14 protein-coding genes and 2 pseudogenes are annotated in these 13,988 nt (G+C 73.1%); 7 read left to right on the top strand and 9 right to left on the bottom strand.

Annotated elements, in window-relative coordinates:
• Positions 1-114 precede the first annotated feature (114 nt).
• On the top strand, positions 115-1,158 hold the full coding sequence (locus H4687_RS24095; protein WP_046919356.1) for an SCO2400 family protein: 1,044 nt from the start codon (positions 115-117) through the stop codon (positions 1,156-1,158).
• A 21-nt stretch (positions 1,159-1,179) separates the two neighbouring features.
• Positions 1,180-1,323: pseudogene (locus tag H4687_RS46600) on the top strand (ferredoxin); the annotation flags it as partial.
• 28 nt (positions 1,324-1,351) lie between these two features.
• Here the strand turns inward: H4687_RS46600 and H4687_RS24090 are convergent.
• Positions 1,352-1,549: pseudogene (locus H4687_RS24090) on the bottom strand (hypothetical protein); the annotation flags it as partial.
• Positions 1,550-1,736: 187 nt separating this feature from the next.
• Between H4687_RS24090 and H4687_RS24085 the strand changes: the two are divergent.
• Complete coding sequence (locus H4687_RS24085; RefSeq protein WP_050398428.1) at positions 1,737-3,131, top strand: alpha/beta fold hydrolase; 1,395 nt, start codon at positions 1,737-1,739, stop codon at positions 3,129-3,131.
• 110 nt (positions 3,132-3,241) lie between these two features.
• Here the strand turns inward: H4687_RS24085 and H4687_RS24080 are convergent, their stop codons facing one another.
• A complete protein-coding gene (locus tag H4687_RS24080; protein WP_046919669.1) occupies positions 3,242-3,841 on the bottom strand; it encodes a hypothetical protein in 600 nt (199 codons plus the stop codon).
• 156 nt (positions 3,842-3,997) lie between these two features.
• Here H4687_RS24080 and H4687_RS24075 point away from each other — a divergent pair, with 156 nt between their 5' ends.
• From H4687_RS24075 to H4687_RS24065, 3 genes are all read left to right on the top strand, one after another.
• Positions 3,998-4,186: a hypothetical protein gene (locus tag H4687_RS24075; RefSeq protein WP_046919668.1), complete on the top strand. Its 189-nt coding sequence runs from the start codon at positions 3,998-4,000 to the stop codon at positions 4,184-4,186.
• Between the two features lie 123 nt (positions 4,187-4,309).
• Positions 4,310-4,507, top strand: a complete 198-nt coding sequence (locus H4687_RS24070) for a hypothetical protein (RefSeq protein ID WP_046919667.1) — start codon at positions 4,310-4,312, stop codon at positions 4,505-4,507.
• Between the two features lie 158 nt (positions 4,508-4,665).
• A complete protein-coding gene (locus H4687_RS24065) occupies positions 4,666-6,228 on the top strand; it encodes a HEAT repeat domain-containing protein (RefSeq protein ID WP_050398427.1) in 1,563 nt (520 codons plus the stop codon).
• A gap of 110 nt (positions 6,229-6,338) precedes the next feature.
• On the opposite strand, the gene argG is transcribed toward H4687_RS24065, so the two are convergent.
• From argG to H4687_RS24050, 3 genes are all read right to left on the bottom strand, one after another.
• Positions 6,339-7,793, bottom strand: coding sequence for an argininosuccinate synthase (gene argG / locus H4687_RS24060; RefSeq protein WP_046919575.1), 1,455 nt, complete (start codon positions 7,791-7,793; stop codon positions 6,339-6,341).
• A gap of 90 nt (positions 7,794-7,883) precedes the next feature.
• Positions 7,884-8,495: a hypothetical protein gene (locus H4687_RS24055; protein ID WP_225966800.1), complete on the bottom strand. Its 612-nt coding sequence runs from the start codon at positions 8,493-8,495 to the stop codon at positions 7,884-7,886.
• 75 nt (positions 8,496-8,570) lie between these two features.
• Positions 8,571-8,999, bottom strand: a complete 429-nt coding sequence (locus tag H4687_RS24050) for a VOC family protein (RefSeq protein ID WP_046919573.1) — start codon at positions 8,997-8,999, stop codon at positions 8,571-8,573.
• Between the two features lie 83 nt (positions 9,000-9,082).
• Between H4687_RS24050 and H4687_RS24045 the strand changes: the two genes are divergently transcribed.
• Positions 9,083-9,568, top strand: a complete 486-nt coding sequence (locus tag H4687_RS24045) for an HIT family protein (RefSeq protein ID WP_046919572.1) — start codon at positions 9,083-9,085, stop codon at positions 9,566-9,568.
• Here the strand turns inward: H4687_RS24045 and H4687_RS24040 are convergent, their stop codons facing one another.
• The 4 genes from H4687_RS24040 to H4687_RS24025 form a co-directional block, all read right to left on the bottom strand.
• Positions 9,569-10,174, bottom strand: a complete 606-nt coding sequence (locus H4687_RS24040) for a 3'-5' exonuclease (protein WP_046919571.1) — start codon at positions 10,172-10,174, stop codon at positions 9,569-9,571. It lies immediately after the preceding gene.
• 136 nt (positions 10,175-10,310) lie between these two features.
• A complete protein-coding gene (locus tag H4687_RS24035; protein ID WP_046919570.1) occupies positions 10,311-11,720 on the bottom strand; it encodes a serine hydrolase domain-containing protein in 1,410 nt (469 codons plus the stop codon).
• A 191-nt stretch (positions 11,721-11,911) separates the two neighbouring features.
• Positions 11,912-12,853 (bottom strand): hypothetical protein, encoded by a 942-nt coding sequence (locus tag H4687_RS24030; protein WP_225966799.1) that lies wholly within the window; start codon positions 12,851-12,853, stop codon positions 11,912-11,914.
• A 255-nt stretch (positions 12,854-13,108) separates the two neighbouring features.
• Complete coding sequence (locus tag H4687_RS24025; RefSeq protein ID WP_050398426.1) at positions 13,109-13,987, bottom strand: DMT family protein; 879 nt, start codon at positions 13,985-13,987, stop codon at positions 13,109-13,111.
• Between the last annotated feature and the right edge of the window lies 1 nt (position 13,988).

The following is a 13,988-nucleotide window of genomic DNA, read 5'->3' as shown; positions in this document are numbered from 1 at the left end:
AGAATGCCTCGTTAGCGTTGCTGACCGCTCGACCCGCTCGATCCCACGTGCGAACGTGACGTGGCCGGGCCGCGACCCGGCGGGTCGACGGCGTGTCAACACAGGAAGACCTCGATGGACTACTGCTCCTCATGTCGCCGACATCTCAACGGTGCCCTCGTGTGCCCCGGGTGCGGCGCCTACGCGCCGGACATAGCCCCGGCCACGATCGACAGCCGTGTCGCCCCGCCCCGGCCCGCCGGGGCGACGACCGGGTCGGTGATGCTCCCCGCCTGGGGTTACGAGGTGGCGGAGGGCGGCGGGTACGACGGTCCGGTGGAGGGATTCCCGGCGGACGCACCCGTCTCCGGCACCGGGAGCGCCCACCTCGACGCCGACGCCGACGCCGATGTGGCCGCGGACATGGACACGGCCGTGGACATGGACATGTACGTGGACGTGGACACGGAGGGCGTCCCGGTGACGCCGCACGGGCGGGCCGCTCGGCGGCGCCAGCTGGCGCGGTGGAAGAAGAACCAGCGCCGGGCCGTGGTCGCGACCGCGGTCGCGCTGGTCGGCGGCGGCCTGACCGTGCTGGGGATGGACCGGCAGTCCACCGACCGCACCCAGGCGGCCACGGCACCGGACGCCGAGAACCTGGGCTCCGTCGAGGAACAGGGCTCGCAGCGCGGCCGTACGCCGGCGACGGAGACCGACGACGCCCGGCGCACCGCGGACGCCCCCACCCCGTGGACTCCGTCCGGCGACACCCCGCGCGACCGTTCCGCCGCGAACAGGTCCGGCTCCCGCGCCGAGCACCCCAACGCGCCCCACACGGCGTCGGCCACGCCGTCCGCCGAGCGCGCGCGGACCGGCACCTCGGGCAAGGGCGGGACGGCCGCCGACACGGGCACCGACACCGGCAGCCCGACGGACGGGGCGACGACACCCCCGGCCACCGGTGATTCCGGCAACTCCGGCGGCTCCGGCTCCTCGTCGGACACCGGTACGGGTACGGGCAACGGCTCGGACACGGGCACCGGTGCGGACTCGGGAAGCGGCAGCGACAACGGCTCGGGTGCGGGCAACGGCACCGGCGCGTCCGACGGTTCGAGCTCCGACACGGCGACGACGTCACCCTCGGGGCTGTGCCTGCTCGGGTTGGTGTGCGTGAGCTGACGTGGACGACCGGCGCGGTCGTCCCCCGAGGTCTTCGACCAACGCGACGAGGACGGCGTCGTCCTCCTCCTCACCCCGGCCCCCGCCCCACCGCACCACCCGGCGGTCCGCGAGGCGGCGGCCGTCTGCCCGGCGGCGGCGATCACCCTCGACGAGGAGGCGTAGCCCACCGGGCGGGGCCCGAGCCCCCGGGTCAGCCGGCGGCGGCGGTGACGGTCCGTTCCTCGGCGGGGGTCCGGCGGGGGGCCGGGCGGTCGAGGTGGATCAGCACCGAGGCGTAGAACCGGTGCACGGCGTCGTCGACGCTGCGGATGAAACCGGACTCGGCGTTGCCCCGGGTGCTGCCCATGCCCTTGAACAGGGACAGCCGGAAGCCGGGCCCCCTGCGCCCGCCACCCACTCCCCATGTGACATGCCGCACATTCGACGCAGGCGAAACTCTAGTGCGCCACGGGCCGACATACGCCGATCCGCCGGAAACCGTCCGATCCGGTGCCCCGGTGATCGGCCCGCGCGCCCTCCGGAGGAAGCTGGAGGCCGGTGTCGTTACCCCCCAACTTCCAAGGAGACGACCGGAGATGACGAAGCGTCTGGCGCGTAGAGCGGTGTTGCGTGGTGGGCTGGGCGGAGGGCTGGTGCTCGCGGGCGTCGGGGCCGGGGGCGGACATGCCTCGGCCGCAGCCGTCCGGGGCGGGGAGGCGTATGTGGCGGTCGCGGCCGGGGCCGGGGGCGGACCCGTCGGGAGCGACCGGGTGCATGTGCTGAAGGTGGGGCCACGGGACGCGGGGACCGTGCTGGTGCTGGTGCCGGGGATGTTCGGCGCGGCGAACGACTTCCGGCTGATGGCCCGGGATCTGGTGGCCTCGGTGCCCGGGGTCCAGGTGTGGGCCGTCGACCGGCGCGAGGAGAACCTCGCCGACCGGAGCGGCTTCGAGGGCGGCCACGGGGACCCCGCCGGGTACTACCTCGACGGGCGGTACCGGACGCTGGAGCCCGCCGACGCCGGGTACTTCGGGCGGTGGGGGCTGCGGCAGACCCTCGACGACCTGCGGTGCGTCGTGCGCGCCGCTCGCGCGGGCGGGCGGCGGCGGGTCGTGCTCGGCGGGCACTCCTGGGGCGCGACCACCGCGATGGCGTACGCGGCCTGGGACTTCGGCGGACGGCCCGGCTACCGGGATCTCGCCGGGCTCGCGGTCCTCGACGGGGGCGTGCGCGGGGCGTTCGAGGGGAGCGGGACGCCCGTGCACGACTCGCCGGAGGAGGTGCGCGAGCGGCTCGCGGCGATCGCCGGCGGGCAGGTCTTCGACAGGGCGCTCAGCGCGGTCGGCCTCGGCGACCGGGCGGAGAGCACCCAGATCTGGTACCAGCTCGCCGGGTGGTACGCCCGGCACGACCCCGAGGGGCGGTCCGTCCTCCAGGAGCGGGTGCCCGAGGCGCTGCGGGTGCCGTTCCCGGTGACGAACGCCGCGCTGCTCGGCACCTTCGTCGACGCCGGCTTCGGCTGGCCGAACGACATCAGCGTCCACTCGGGACACCTGGCCGCCGAGGCCGATGCCGACGCCGCCGGCGTGCGGGGGTGGGTCGACGCCGGGATCACACCGATCGGGCGGGTCGCCGAGGCGTACGCGGGGCCCGTGCCCGGCGTGTGGGAGTGGTACTGGCCCGCGCGGCTCTCCGTCGACCTGGACGTGAGCGACGCCTATGCCGACACCGGTCTCGCCCGTTCCCTCGGTCTGCGCCTGCGCCACGCCCCCGGCCTGGACATACCCCTCTACGCCTTCCAGACCAGCGCCTACCGGGGCACCGCCGTGGAGAGCGCCCGCCGTGTCGTCGCCGAGTCCCGCATCCCGTACGCCGCCTACGAGACCGACGCGGGCATGAACCACCTCGACCCGCTCTTCGCGGCCACGGCCCACAACACGGCCACGCACACGCTCGCGGCGTTCCTGGGGAGGGTGACGGGCGGACGGTGACCGGCGGGCCGGTGACCGCCGCTCGGTGACCGGCTGCGGGGCCGTGCGCGACGCCTCGGACGTGCACGGCCCCGTTCGCTCCCCGGCACGGCACCCGCACGGTGTCGGCGTCAGGAGAAGACGATCGGGCAGCCGCGTCGTAGCGCGTGCTGGGCGGCGCGCAGGTACAGGGCCACGTAGAAGGCCGTGTCGAGGTCGTCCGCCCACGGGCCGGGTCGCCGCGCGGTCAGCTCCGCGGCCGACCCGTCGAGGAACCACGTGGTCAGATCCAGGTTGTCGCACATCTGCGGGGTCTCGGGCGGCAGTTGGACGACCGCCGCCAGCCGTTCCGCGAGCGCGAGCACCTGGGGAGCGCCGGCGACCGTGGTCTCATCGGTGTAGCTGGTCTCGACCCCATCCAGCCGGATGTCCTCCTCCAGCGACAGCGGCACCAGCACCGTCCACCCGCAGAGGCTCTCCGTCTCATCACGGCTGAGGTGCGCCTCGGCCAGCCTGAGGAACCCGTCCATCGGCGGGACGAGTTTCTCCTCGAAGGCGAGCCCCGAGCCCCGGACGAAGCCGGTCTCCTCAGGCATCGACTCGAAGGCCGGCAGCCCCCGGCGCCGAAGCTCGTCGTTCAGCGCGGAGGCGACCCGCCCCCAGCCGTCCTCGGGCTCCTCCCCCGCCTCGAACCACTCCCGCCTGCCGAGGCTCACCATGTACATCCCCATGCCCGGAACGTACTGCGGGCCACTGACACCGGGGGTGTAGCGGGCTACACCCCCGGTCCGGGAGCGCACTCCCTCGTGGCGGAGCCCGTCGGACGGGATCGTGGAAGCACGAGGTCACAGGGACCTCGCCGACCCTCTTCCCGAAGGGAGAACCCCATGAAGGCCCTGCTCGGCTCGAAGCCCGTCCTGTGGTTCCTGTTCCTGTTCAACCTCGCCGTCGCCGCCGTCGCCCCCTTCGTCGTCGCCGGCGCACAGGGCCTGGCCACGGCCGTCGGGATGGGCGTCGTCTCACTCGGCGCGGGCGTCAGCCTCGTGCGCGACCGGGGGCAGCGGCAGCGCGCCTGAGCGGCGGGACGGATCGTCGGCGGAACCTGCTCCCCCGTACACACGTCTCCCCTGCCGTACAGCCGACCGAGGAGTACCGAGGAGTTCGGGATCGCCGACACCCCGGCCCCACCACAGAGAGCGATGACCACCGTGCTCGTACTCATCCTGTCCCTCCTGGTCCTGCTCGCCGTCGGCGGCTGCATCTGCGTCTACTGGACGGCACGGGGCGACGCTCCGCTCTGGGCGCGCGGTGTGGCGGGGGCGACCGACGTGCTGAGCGAGCTGGTACTGAAGGCGAACAAGACCTCCTCCGGCCGGAACGGCGACGGCGACGACTAGCTCACAGCGGGGCGCCGCGGGGGACTCGGAGGGGACGCGTGGGGGTCGTCAGGGGTGGCGGGGCCGAGGGTGCGGCCCATCAAATCGGCTTCTTTCTCAGGGAGTCGACGGCCGAGGAAGCCGGGCGGAGGGCCGCCGCCGTCAAAGGGCTCGGGCGGGTGGGACGGTGGGCCGCCGCGTACGGGGAGGTGATCGCCGGGGTGGGGGAGGCCGTCGTAGGGGCCGCTCAGGACCCCGCGGCCGTGGTGCGGGCCGCGGCGGCGCATGCGCTCGGGTGGCTGGGGCCGGTCGGGGGTGACGGCGCGGGCGCGGTGGTCGTCGCGCTGATGGGGGACGCGGATCCGGCCGTACGGCGCCGCGCCTCGCTCGCCGCCGAGCGGCTGGGGCTCACCGGGCCCGACGTCGTGGCGGCGTTGCGGCGGCTGTCGGAGGACACCGACCGGCATCTGCGGGTCAACGCGCTGCTGGGCCTGCACGCCCGGGGCGAGACCGCCGAACCGGAGTTGCTCGTACGGCTGTTGGGCGACACCGAGCCCCTCGTGTGGGGTCATGCGCGGCGTGCGCTCCACGCCTCGCGGGACGAGGGACCCGTCCGGGAACAGCTCCTGCGCGCCGCCCGCCACGGCCACGGACTCTCCCGCGCACGAGCACTGGAGACGCTGCCCGCGCGGCACCGGTTCGAGCTGCGTGACTCGCTCCTCGCCGGCCTGCGCGACGAGTGCCCCGAGGTACGGCGGGTGGTCGTGGGAATCCTCGCCGACGACCCACGGCACGGCACGGCCGACGCGCTGCTGTCGGCCCTGCGGCTGTCCGGACCGGCCGCCGCCCTCCATCACGCCCTGCGGCGGACCGGCACGGCCGAGCCGCTCCTGGCGGTCCTGCGCCCCTCGGGTACGGCCGACGCGTTCCTGTCGGCGCTGGAGGCCGAGACCGACGCCGAGGTCGCCGCCCGCCTGCTGCGCGCGCTCGGCGATCGGGGGGACGTCCGTGCCGTGCCCGCCGCCGTGCGGTGGCTCGACCACCCGGGATCGGGCCCCGCCGCCGTACGGGCGCTGGCCGCCATCGGTACGCCGACGGCGGTCCGGTGGATCGGAGCGGTGGCCGTGTCCGGTCCCGGGCCCGACCCGGGCCCCGGTCTCGGCCACCCCGACGTCCGGGCGACCGCCGCCACCGCCCTGGGCGAACGCGCGGAACCCGGGGCCACCGAGACACTGCTGCCGCTCCTGCGCGACCCGGACCGGCGGGTGCGGGCCGGGGCGCTCGCGGGCCTGGAGCATCTGGGCCGGCATGAACTGCCGCCCCCGCGGCGGCAGACGGCGGCCGAGGCCCTGCTCGGCCACCTGACGACGGACGAACCGAACCTCCGGCACACCCGCAACGCGCTCACCGAGTACCCCGAGACCCGCCCCGCCGTGCGCCGCCTGATCGGCCACCCGTCCGAGGAGGTCAGGGCGACCGTCCTCAGCCTCCTGGACGAGGACGACGACGAAGACGTCGCCCTCTTCCTGTCCCATCTCGACGACCCGTCCGAAGACGTCCGCCGCGAGGCCCTGTACGGGATCGGCCGTCACGTCGACGGGTGCGGGGAACTGCCCGCCGCACCCCCCGGCGTCGACCTGCTCGCCACCCTCACCGCGCTCTCCCGGCCACCCGCCTCCCGCAGCGTCCGGTACGCGGCGGGGCAGGTTCTCGTCGCGCTGGACAGGAGCGGGAGCCCCTGACCGACCGCGTGGCCGTCGCATGCGCGAGGGGCCTGCGCGACACAGACGTGTCGCGCAGGCCCCTCGTGGTGCGGTGCCGTCGTCCCGGCGATCGGTCCGTGCCGGACTGATCAGTCCGTGCCGGACTCCATCGCCGCGCGGTCCAGCAGCGCGTCCTCCTCGGAGACCTCGCCGCGCGAGGCGATGGCCTCGGCGCCGCCCTGCGGCAGCTCGGGCATGGTGCCGATCAGGCCGGTGGCGGCGGCCTGGGAGGCGCCGACGGTGGGGCTGCCGGTGCCGATCAGGCCGAGACCGGCGTACTGCTCCAGCTTGGCGCGCGAGTCGGCGATGTCGAGGTTGCGCATGGTGAGCTGACCGATCCGGTCCACCGGGCCGAAGGCCGAGTCCTCGGTGCGCTCCATGGACAGCTTGTCCGGGTGGTAGCTGAACGCCGGGCCCGTGGTGTCGAGGATCGAGTAGTCCTCGCCGCGCCGCAGCCGCAGGGTGACCTCACCGGTGACGGCCGCGCCGACCCAGCGCTGCAGGGACTCCCGGATCATCAGGGCCTGCGGGTCCAGCCAGCGGCCCTCGTACATCAGCCGGCCGAGGCGACGGCCCTCGGCGTGGTACTGGGCGAGGGTGTCCTCGTTGTGGATGGCGTTGACGAGGCGCTCGTACGCGACGTGCAGGAGGGCCATGCCGGGCGCCTCGTAGATGCCGCGGCTCTTGGCCTCGATGATGCGGTTCTCGATCTGGTCGGACATGCCGAGGCCGTGGCGGCCGCCGATGGCGTTGGCCTCCATCACCAGGTCGACGGCGGAGGCGAACTCCTTGCCGTTGATCGTGACCGGGCGGCCCTGGTCGAAGCCGATCGTCACGTCCTCGGTGGCGATCTCGACCGAGGGGTCCCAGAACCGGACGCCCATGATCGGCTCGACGGTCTCGACGCCGGTGTCCAGGTGCTCCAGGGTCTTGGCCTCGTGGGTGGCGCCCCAGATGTTGGCGTCGGTGGAGTACGCCTTCTCCGTGGAGTCCCGGTACGGCAGCTGGTGCGCGACCAGCCACTCGGACATCTCCTTGCGGCCGCCCAGCTCGGTGACGAAGTCCGCGTCCAGCCAGGGCTTGTAGATCCGCAGGTGCGGGTTGGCCAGCAGGCCGTAGCGGTAGAACCGCTCGATGTCGTTGCCCTTGAAGGTCGAGCCGTCGCCCCAGATCTGGACGTCGTCCTCCAGCATCGCCCGGACCAGCAGCGTGCCGGTGACGGCACGGCCGATGGGGGTCGTGTTGAAGTACACCCGCCCGCCGGAACGGATGTGGAACGCGCCGCAGGTCAGCGCGGCCAGGCCCTCCTCGACCAGCGCGGCCCGGCAGTCGACCAGGCGCGCGATCTCGGCACCGTAGGTCTTCGCGCGGCCGGGCACCGAGGCGATGTCGGGCTCGTCGTACTGGCCGATGTCAGCCGTGTAGGTGCAGGGGACAGCACCCTTGTCGCGCATCCACGCGACGGCGACCGAGGTGTCGAGCCCGCCCGAGAAGGCGATGCCGACGCGCTCGCCGGCCGGAAGAGAGGTGAGGACCTTGGACATAGAAATATTATGCATGCCAATGCATGATCATGCAAAGCCACTCCCGGTGACGGCCCTCACGTCCGCCGCCCCCACCCCCGTGCCGGACGGTCAGGACGTGGGCCGGTCCACGATCGGGGTCCGCCGCACATCGGTCACACTCACGCCCGGGGACGCCGGGGCACCGAACGCCTCGACGACCACGTTGGCGCCGTAGTCGGTGACGTCCAGGGCCAGATGACCGCCGTCCACCCGCAGGTCGAGTCTCGCCCGGGGCGTGTCCGAGAAGACGTCCGGCATGCGGTGGATCCGCGAGGCGGGGTAGCCCAGCTCCGTCAGCTTGTCGCGCATCGCCTGATAGCCGCTCGTCCCGGTGTTCTCGAACGCGTCGTCGACACGCTGGACGTGCACGCGCGCGGCGCACGCCTCGACGACTCCCAGCGGCACCTCCGGGACCGAGGTGGACCGCGAGGCCGACCGCGAGGCGGACGCCGCCGCTGCCGCCGCGGCCGAAGCCGCCTTCGAGGGCGACGCGGATGTCGTGACGCGGTCCACGCGTACCGGACCACAGCTCTCCGTGATCGCGGTCGCCAGAACGCGGAATCGAGCCTCCGGATCGTCGTCGCTCGCGACGGCGCTCTGGACGCCGCCCACCGAGAGGACGGCGCAGCCGAGCGCCGCCACCAGAACGGACTTCCTACCTGAAAGGGATCTTGGTCGCATGCACGTATCGTGCCGGAGGCCGCACACCGCGCACATGAGTACGCCTACTCACCTCGACGGTGAGCACCTGCCCGACTACGCGCTCCCGTCGCCGAGTTCGGGCTCGCCGAGTTCGGTGAACAGGGTCAGTTGCAGGTCGCCGGGGGCTTCGAGGCGGGCGTTCAGGGAGTTCCAGGGGGTGCGGGTCGGTTCCGCGACCACCTCGGCGCCGGCCGCGGCCAGTCTCGCCGTCATCGCGGTCGAGTCGTCCACCTCGAACGCGACCCGGATGTGCCCGGCCACGCGGCGGCCGACCTCCACCTCGTCGATGAACTCGGCGTGGTTCGGGTCGGTGATCTCCAGCGTCGCCCGGCCCGCTTCGAGGATCGACACCCGCCCGCCGTCGGACGAGAACGCGGCCCGCTCGGGCAGTCCCAGCACATCCCGGTAGAAGTGCAGCGCGGCGTCGTAGTCGGCGGCGGTGACGACCAGACGGAGTTCACGGACAGCGGGTGCGTCGGACACAACAGCTCCTGGATCACTGGGTGTTGGACGGTGGGGTGGCGAGACGGTGAGGCGGTGGGACGGTGATTGTAAAGTCACCGGCCATGGTTGAAGGGTGGCGAAACGAACGGATCGGCAGCGCGCTTCGAGGGGGGAACCCGACGGTACTGCGGCGGCTCACGGCCGGGTTCGCGGTGATCGGGGACACCCAGTTCCTGCCCGGGTACTGCGTGCTGCTCGTGGACGATCCGGCGGTGGGGCGGCTGTCGGAGCTGCCGGCGGCGAGGCGGACGGCGTTCCTGGCCGACATGGACCGGCTGGGCGAGGCCGTCGAGCGGGCCTGCGCGCGGCTGGATCCGGCGTTCCGGCGGGTCAACCTGGAGATCCTCGGGAACAAGGACCCGTTTCTGCACGCACATGTGTGGCCGCGCTACACGTGGGAGCCGCCGGAGCTGGTCGGCAGGCCGGTGTGGCTGTATCCGCAGGAGCGGTGGAGCGAGGAGCGGTACGCGCTCGGACCGCGCCACGACGAGCTGCGCGAGGCGATCGGCGAGGAGCTGGACCGCCTCGCCGGTCGCCTCGGAAGCTGATCAGCCTCCGTGGAGGAGAGCGTCCGGCAGGGCGGCCCCCGTCCCCGCCAGATGCCGTAGCGCCGTGGCGATGGAGTGGCAGTCGAAGAGGGCCGAGTGTTCGTCGCCCGGAGTGGCGGGGCGGGGGAGGCCCAGGGCCTGCCACAGGCGGCCCGAGTTGACGCCCGCCGTGGCCGGGGCCGCGGCGTTCAGCCAGGGACGGATGTTGACGAAGCCGGGGGTGAGGGCATTGTGCTCGATCTCCTCGCCCCGGGCCCGGGCCCAGCCGATGTTCTCGCCGAGGACGAGCATGTCGTTGCCGTAGGAGAGGACGGACTGTCCCCGGCAGAAGGCGAGGAAGTCGCTCAGGGCCCGGGCCGGTGCGAGGCCGTCCCGGTCGACCGCCCCCTGTTCGATACCGGTGAGAGCGGTGAGGAACGGAGAGAGGACCGGGTTCACCACCGGCCGGACCAGTGCGTCGTACCTCTCGACGACGGAGTACTCCTCGTTCAGCCGCAGCGCGCCGATCTGCACGATCTCGCGCAGCTGGCCGGGGGCCGACCAGTGCTGCTCCATGGCCCCCGGCCAGGTCGTGAACTCCAGGTCGAAGATGACGAAGGTGGGCACAACGCTACTCTCCCTGAGGTGCGAGGGCGGTTACGGAAGCGTTCTACCCACCGGCGGCCGGGGGTCGCGGACCTCGGGACCTGCGGACCTGCGGACCTCGGGACGGGGTCAGCGGTTCGGGGTCAGCTGTTCGGGGTCAGCTGTTCGGGGTCCTGAACGGGCTCGGGGCCATCGGGCTGCTCCCGGTGGCGAGGTCCACGCCCGGCAGGCCGTTCGGAAGGATCCGCCGGACGTCCGCCGCCGCGATCCCCGACTTCATCGCCGCCCCGGAGCCCTCGCCCGGCTCCTCACCCGTGTCCAGTGACGGGCACAGCCCCTTCAGCATGTGCACGATGAGCGCCTCGTCGATCGGGCTCGGCTCCAGTTCCGTACCGTCCTCGTTGAGACGCTGGTACTTCATCAGGTTGTAGCCCATGGAGAGCTGGCGCTTGCCGTCCGCGCCGGTGAAGCTGCTGGTGCCGGCACCGAAGACACCGCCGTCGTGGCCCCAGAAACGCCCGCAGCCGGGGAGGTCGAGGGGGTAGATGCCGAGGCCGTAGTCGATGGCGGAGCCCGGGCCGATCTCCACCCGGACCGTGCGCTGCATCTCCGCCAGGGACGCCCGGCCGACGAGGTGGCCGGTGAGCAACAGGCGGTAGAAACGGTTGAGGTCGTCGGTCGTGGAGACGATCGCCCCGGCGGTGTAGGCCCAGGACATGTCATAGACGCTGTAGTCGCGGGGCGGGTCGATGAGCCCGTAGAACGACTCGTACATCCTGGAGTGCGGGCCCTTGATGTACGGGGTGCGCGGGAACGAGGTGTCGTCCAGCCCGGCTCGCTCGATGACGTGGCGGGTGAGGTACGTCGACGCCTTCTGGCCGGTGACCTTCTCCAGGATCAGGCCGGCCATGACGTAGTTGGTGTTGGAGTACGAGCCGGGCTGGGCGCCGGGGCTGCCGGTGGCGGGGGCGGCGAGGCCCAGGCGGACCAGTTCCCGGGGGCCGATCGAGCGGAAGCGGCCCTCGTCGAGGCTGGCGGTGGAGTTCTGCTGGAGGGAGGGGAAGGCGCCGAGGACGTAGTCGCCGATGTGGCTGGTGTGGTTGAGGAGCATGCGTACGGTGATGGCGTCGCCGCGCTCCCGGGCGTTCGCGTCGGTGCCGGTCCCCTTGAACAGCTCGGGGACATAGCGCGTGACCGGGGCGTCGAGGCTGATCCGGCCCCGCTCCACCTGCTGCATGATCGCCACCGCGGTGAACGTCTTGGTGATGCTGCCGACGCGGTGCCGCATGTTCGGGGTGACCTTGCGCCCGGTGTCCACGTCGGCCAGACCCGCCGCGCCGGTCCAGCGCGCACGGCCGTCCCGCACCGAGGAGTACGTGCCGTACATCCCGGCCTCGGGGATCGCGGCGAGCGTGTCGCGCAGTTCGGCCCGGTCCAGTCCGCCCCGCCCCGGGGCCGGGCTGCCGGTCGTGTTCCCGGCCGTGGGCGCGGCCGAGGCGGTGGGAACCGCCGTGACGAGCAGGAGTGTGGTGCCCAGAGCGGTCCCCACGAGATGGGTGATGCGCACGGCTTGTCCCTCGTTTCCGATGTTCCTGACGTGCCTGACGTCTGTGCGGACCCGGGCGGTCAACTCCCGCGTCCTGTAAGGCGATTGTCACGAACAGCCGGTGGGCGGCACATCGTTCCCGTGGACGAGCGCCTTCACAGCGGGGCCATGACATCTGTCACGGCCCCGCGCACGTCGGTGACGGATGGGTGTCAGAGGCCGTAGCGGGACTTCAGATGGCGCCAGAAGTCGCGGAACATCCACTTGTCGAACTCGGTGATCCGGGTGGCGCTGCCGGCCTTCATCAGGAAGCAGCACTGGTCGGTGGGGGACCAGTCGTAGAAGTCGTCGAGGCCGAAGGTGTGGCCGACCTCGTGCAGATAGATGTGGATGTTCTCCTGGCCGAGCGCGCCGGTGAAGTAGGAGCGGCCCATGCGCTGCCCCCAGTCACCGCCGGCGCCGCCGCCGAAGCCCTCGGTGAGCCAGAGGGACTGGTCGTAGTGGCGGGCGGTGCCGCCGGGACAGCGGGAGTAGTTGCCGTCCTGGTGGAAGAAGCGGCCGCAGTCGGGAGCGCACTGCGGGGCTCCGGCGCCGTCCAGCATGTTGGTGTAGATGTCGACGGAGTTGTCGGTCCACTGGAGGGTGGAGCGGTTCTTCACCGCCCAGCCGACGATGTTGACGGGGACGTTGGTGTACGGCCAGGCGTTGTGGCCCTGCCCGTTGTCGACCATGGCCGCCATCCACGTGCCGAACTGCTTCTTCAGCGCGGCGTGGATCTGGTCGCGCAGGGCGGTGCTGACCGGCTGGTCCGACTCCCAGCGGACGCAGTAGTTGACGCTGCCGCGGTTGGCCATGACCTGGTCCCAGCCGTAGTTGCGGAAGCCGTAGAGGTTGCCGTAGGTGGACTCGACGTGGTTCCAGACCTCGCCCAGGGGCTGGACCAGGTTCGAGGGCGGGTTCCAGACGGCCGCCGCCGCCTCGGCGCGTTCCCGGGTGGCGGCCCGGTCGTTCGCCGCCTGCGCGACGGACGGCGTCGTCAGCCCGGGGGCGAGCAGCACCGCCAGAACGGCGACGAGCACGGTCAGCAGGCTCGCGATGCGGGTGCGTGGGGTGCGGGCGGGGCGTGGGGGGTGTGTGGGGCGTGGGATGCGCATGGTGAACTCCCTTGGTGGGGGCGGGATTTCACGTGCTGTCATTTCACGGTGGGGTCGCCACCGGCCCCGGGAAGGTTGCCGCCTGCGGCCGGACGGGTCCCGGTCGTCCTTCCGGCGCCCCGGGTGATCAGAGGTACGTGCGCAACGCCCTGCCCCACCGGCCGAAGCGTGCGGGGCGCGCGGCCGGCCAACGCGTGCGGGGCGCCGCCGAGTCCCTTGGACCCGTACCGGCCGGACGTCGCCCTGGGCCAGGGATCAGCGCACAGCAGCCCCACCCTCGCCCCCGGATCCCCCGGATCCCCCGGGCTCCCCCGCCTCCCCGAACCGCGCCAGCGCCACCCCGCCCCCCACGCACCCCACGAACCCGATCACCGCCAGCCACCCGTACCCGTCCCGCGTCGAGTCGCCGAGCCACACCACCCCGAACACGCCCGGCCAGACGGTCTCGCAGATGACCATCGCCGCCGTGGCCGCCGTCACCGAGCCGGACTGGAGGGCCTGGACGAGGAGGAGGTAGCCGCCGAGGCCGGAGACGACGACGGCGTAGGCGGACGGCTGCGCCAGGATCGCGGGGACGGTCGCGTCCGAGAGCAGGCGTACCGCGATGGCGGTGAGGCCGAAGCTGAGGCCCGCCGCCGCGCCGGGGACGACGGCCCGGCCCCGCCGCAGCCGGCCGCCCACGGCCCACCCGCCCGCCACCACCAGCACCGACGCGACCAGCACCGCCACCCGCAGCCCGGCGTCACCGTGTCCGTCACCCGTGCGCCCGGCGGACACCGCGAGCGTCGCCAGCCCCAGGCACACCACGGCCACCGCGCCCCATTCGGCCCGCCGCAGCCGCAGTCCCAGCACGAGCGTGCCGGCCACCGCGGTGACCGCCAGCGACGCGGCCACCGCCGCCTCCACCAGGAACAACGGCACCAGCCGCAGGGCCACCACCTGCGCCGCGAAGCCCGCCGTGTCGAGGCCCGCCCCGGCGAGGAAGGGCCAGCCGCGCAGCACCTCCATCACGGTCCGCCCCCGGCCGCGCCCGTCGTCCCCCGTCGCCGCCCGCCGCGCGCCCAGCGCCTGCAGCACGGTCGCCGTACCCATGCACACCGCCGCGCACAACGCCCACACCACACCCGCCACCATG

This window comes from Streptomyces stelliscabiei, assembly GCF_014873495.1.
Classification (GTDB): domain Bacteria; phylum Actinomycetota; class Actinomycetes; order Streptomycetales; family Streptomycetaceae; genus Streptomyces; species Streptomyces bottropensis.
Note: the sequence above shows the minus strand (reverse complement) of the source record. Positions and strands in the feature narration are given on the sequence as shown.

Excerpts from the sequence above, each read along its gene's own strand:
- H4687_RS24085 (WP_050398428.1), top strand. The coding sequence starts at position 1,737 with ATGACGAAGCGTCTGGCGCGTAGAGCGGTGTTGCGTGGTGGGCTGGGC.
- H4687_RS24075 (WP_046919668.1), top strand. The coding sequence starts at position 3,998 with ATGAAGGCCCTGCTCGGCTCGAAGCCCGTCCTGTGGTTCCTGTTCCTG.
- argG (WP_046919575.1), bottom strand. The coding sequence starts at position 7,793 with ATGTCCAAGGTCCTCACCTCTCTTCCGGCCGGCGAGCGCGTCGGCATC.
- H4687_RS24030 (WP_225966799.1), bottom strand. The coding sequence starts at position 12,853 with ATGCGCATCCCACGCCCCACACACCCCCCACGCCCCGCCCGCACCCCA.
- H4687_RS24080 (WP_046919669.1), bottom strand. The coding sequence starts at position 3,841 with ATGGGGATGTACATGGTGAGCCTCGGCAGGCGGGAGTGGTTCGAGGCG.
- H4687_RS24025 (WP_050398426.1), bottom strand. The coding sequence starts at position 13,987 with ATGGTGGCGGGTGTGGTGTGGGCGTTGTGCGCGGCGGTGTGCATGGGT.
- H4687_RS24095 (WP_046919356.1), top strand. The coding sequence starts at position 115 with ATGGACTACTGCTCCTCATGTCGCCGACATCTCAACGGTGCCCTCGTG.
- H4687_RS24070 (WP_046919667.1), top strand. The coding sequence starts at position 4,310 with ATGACCACCGTGCTCGTACTCATCCTGTCCCTCCTGGTCCTGCTCGCC.
- H4687_RS24045 (WP_046919572.1), top strand. The coding sequence starts at position 9,083 with ATGGTTGAAGGGTGGCGAAACGAACGGATCGGCAGCGCGCTTCGAGGG.
- H4687_RS24055 (WP_225966800.1), bottom strand. The coding sequence starts at position 8,495 with ATGCGACCAAGATCCCTTTCAGGTAGGAAGTCCGTTCTGGTGGCGGCG.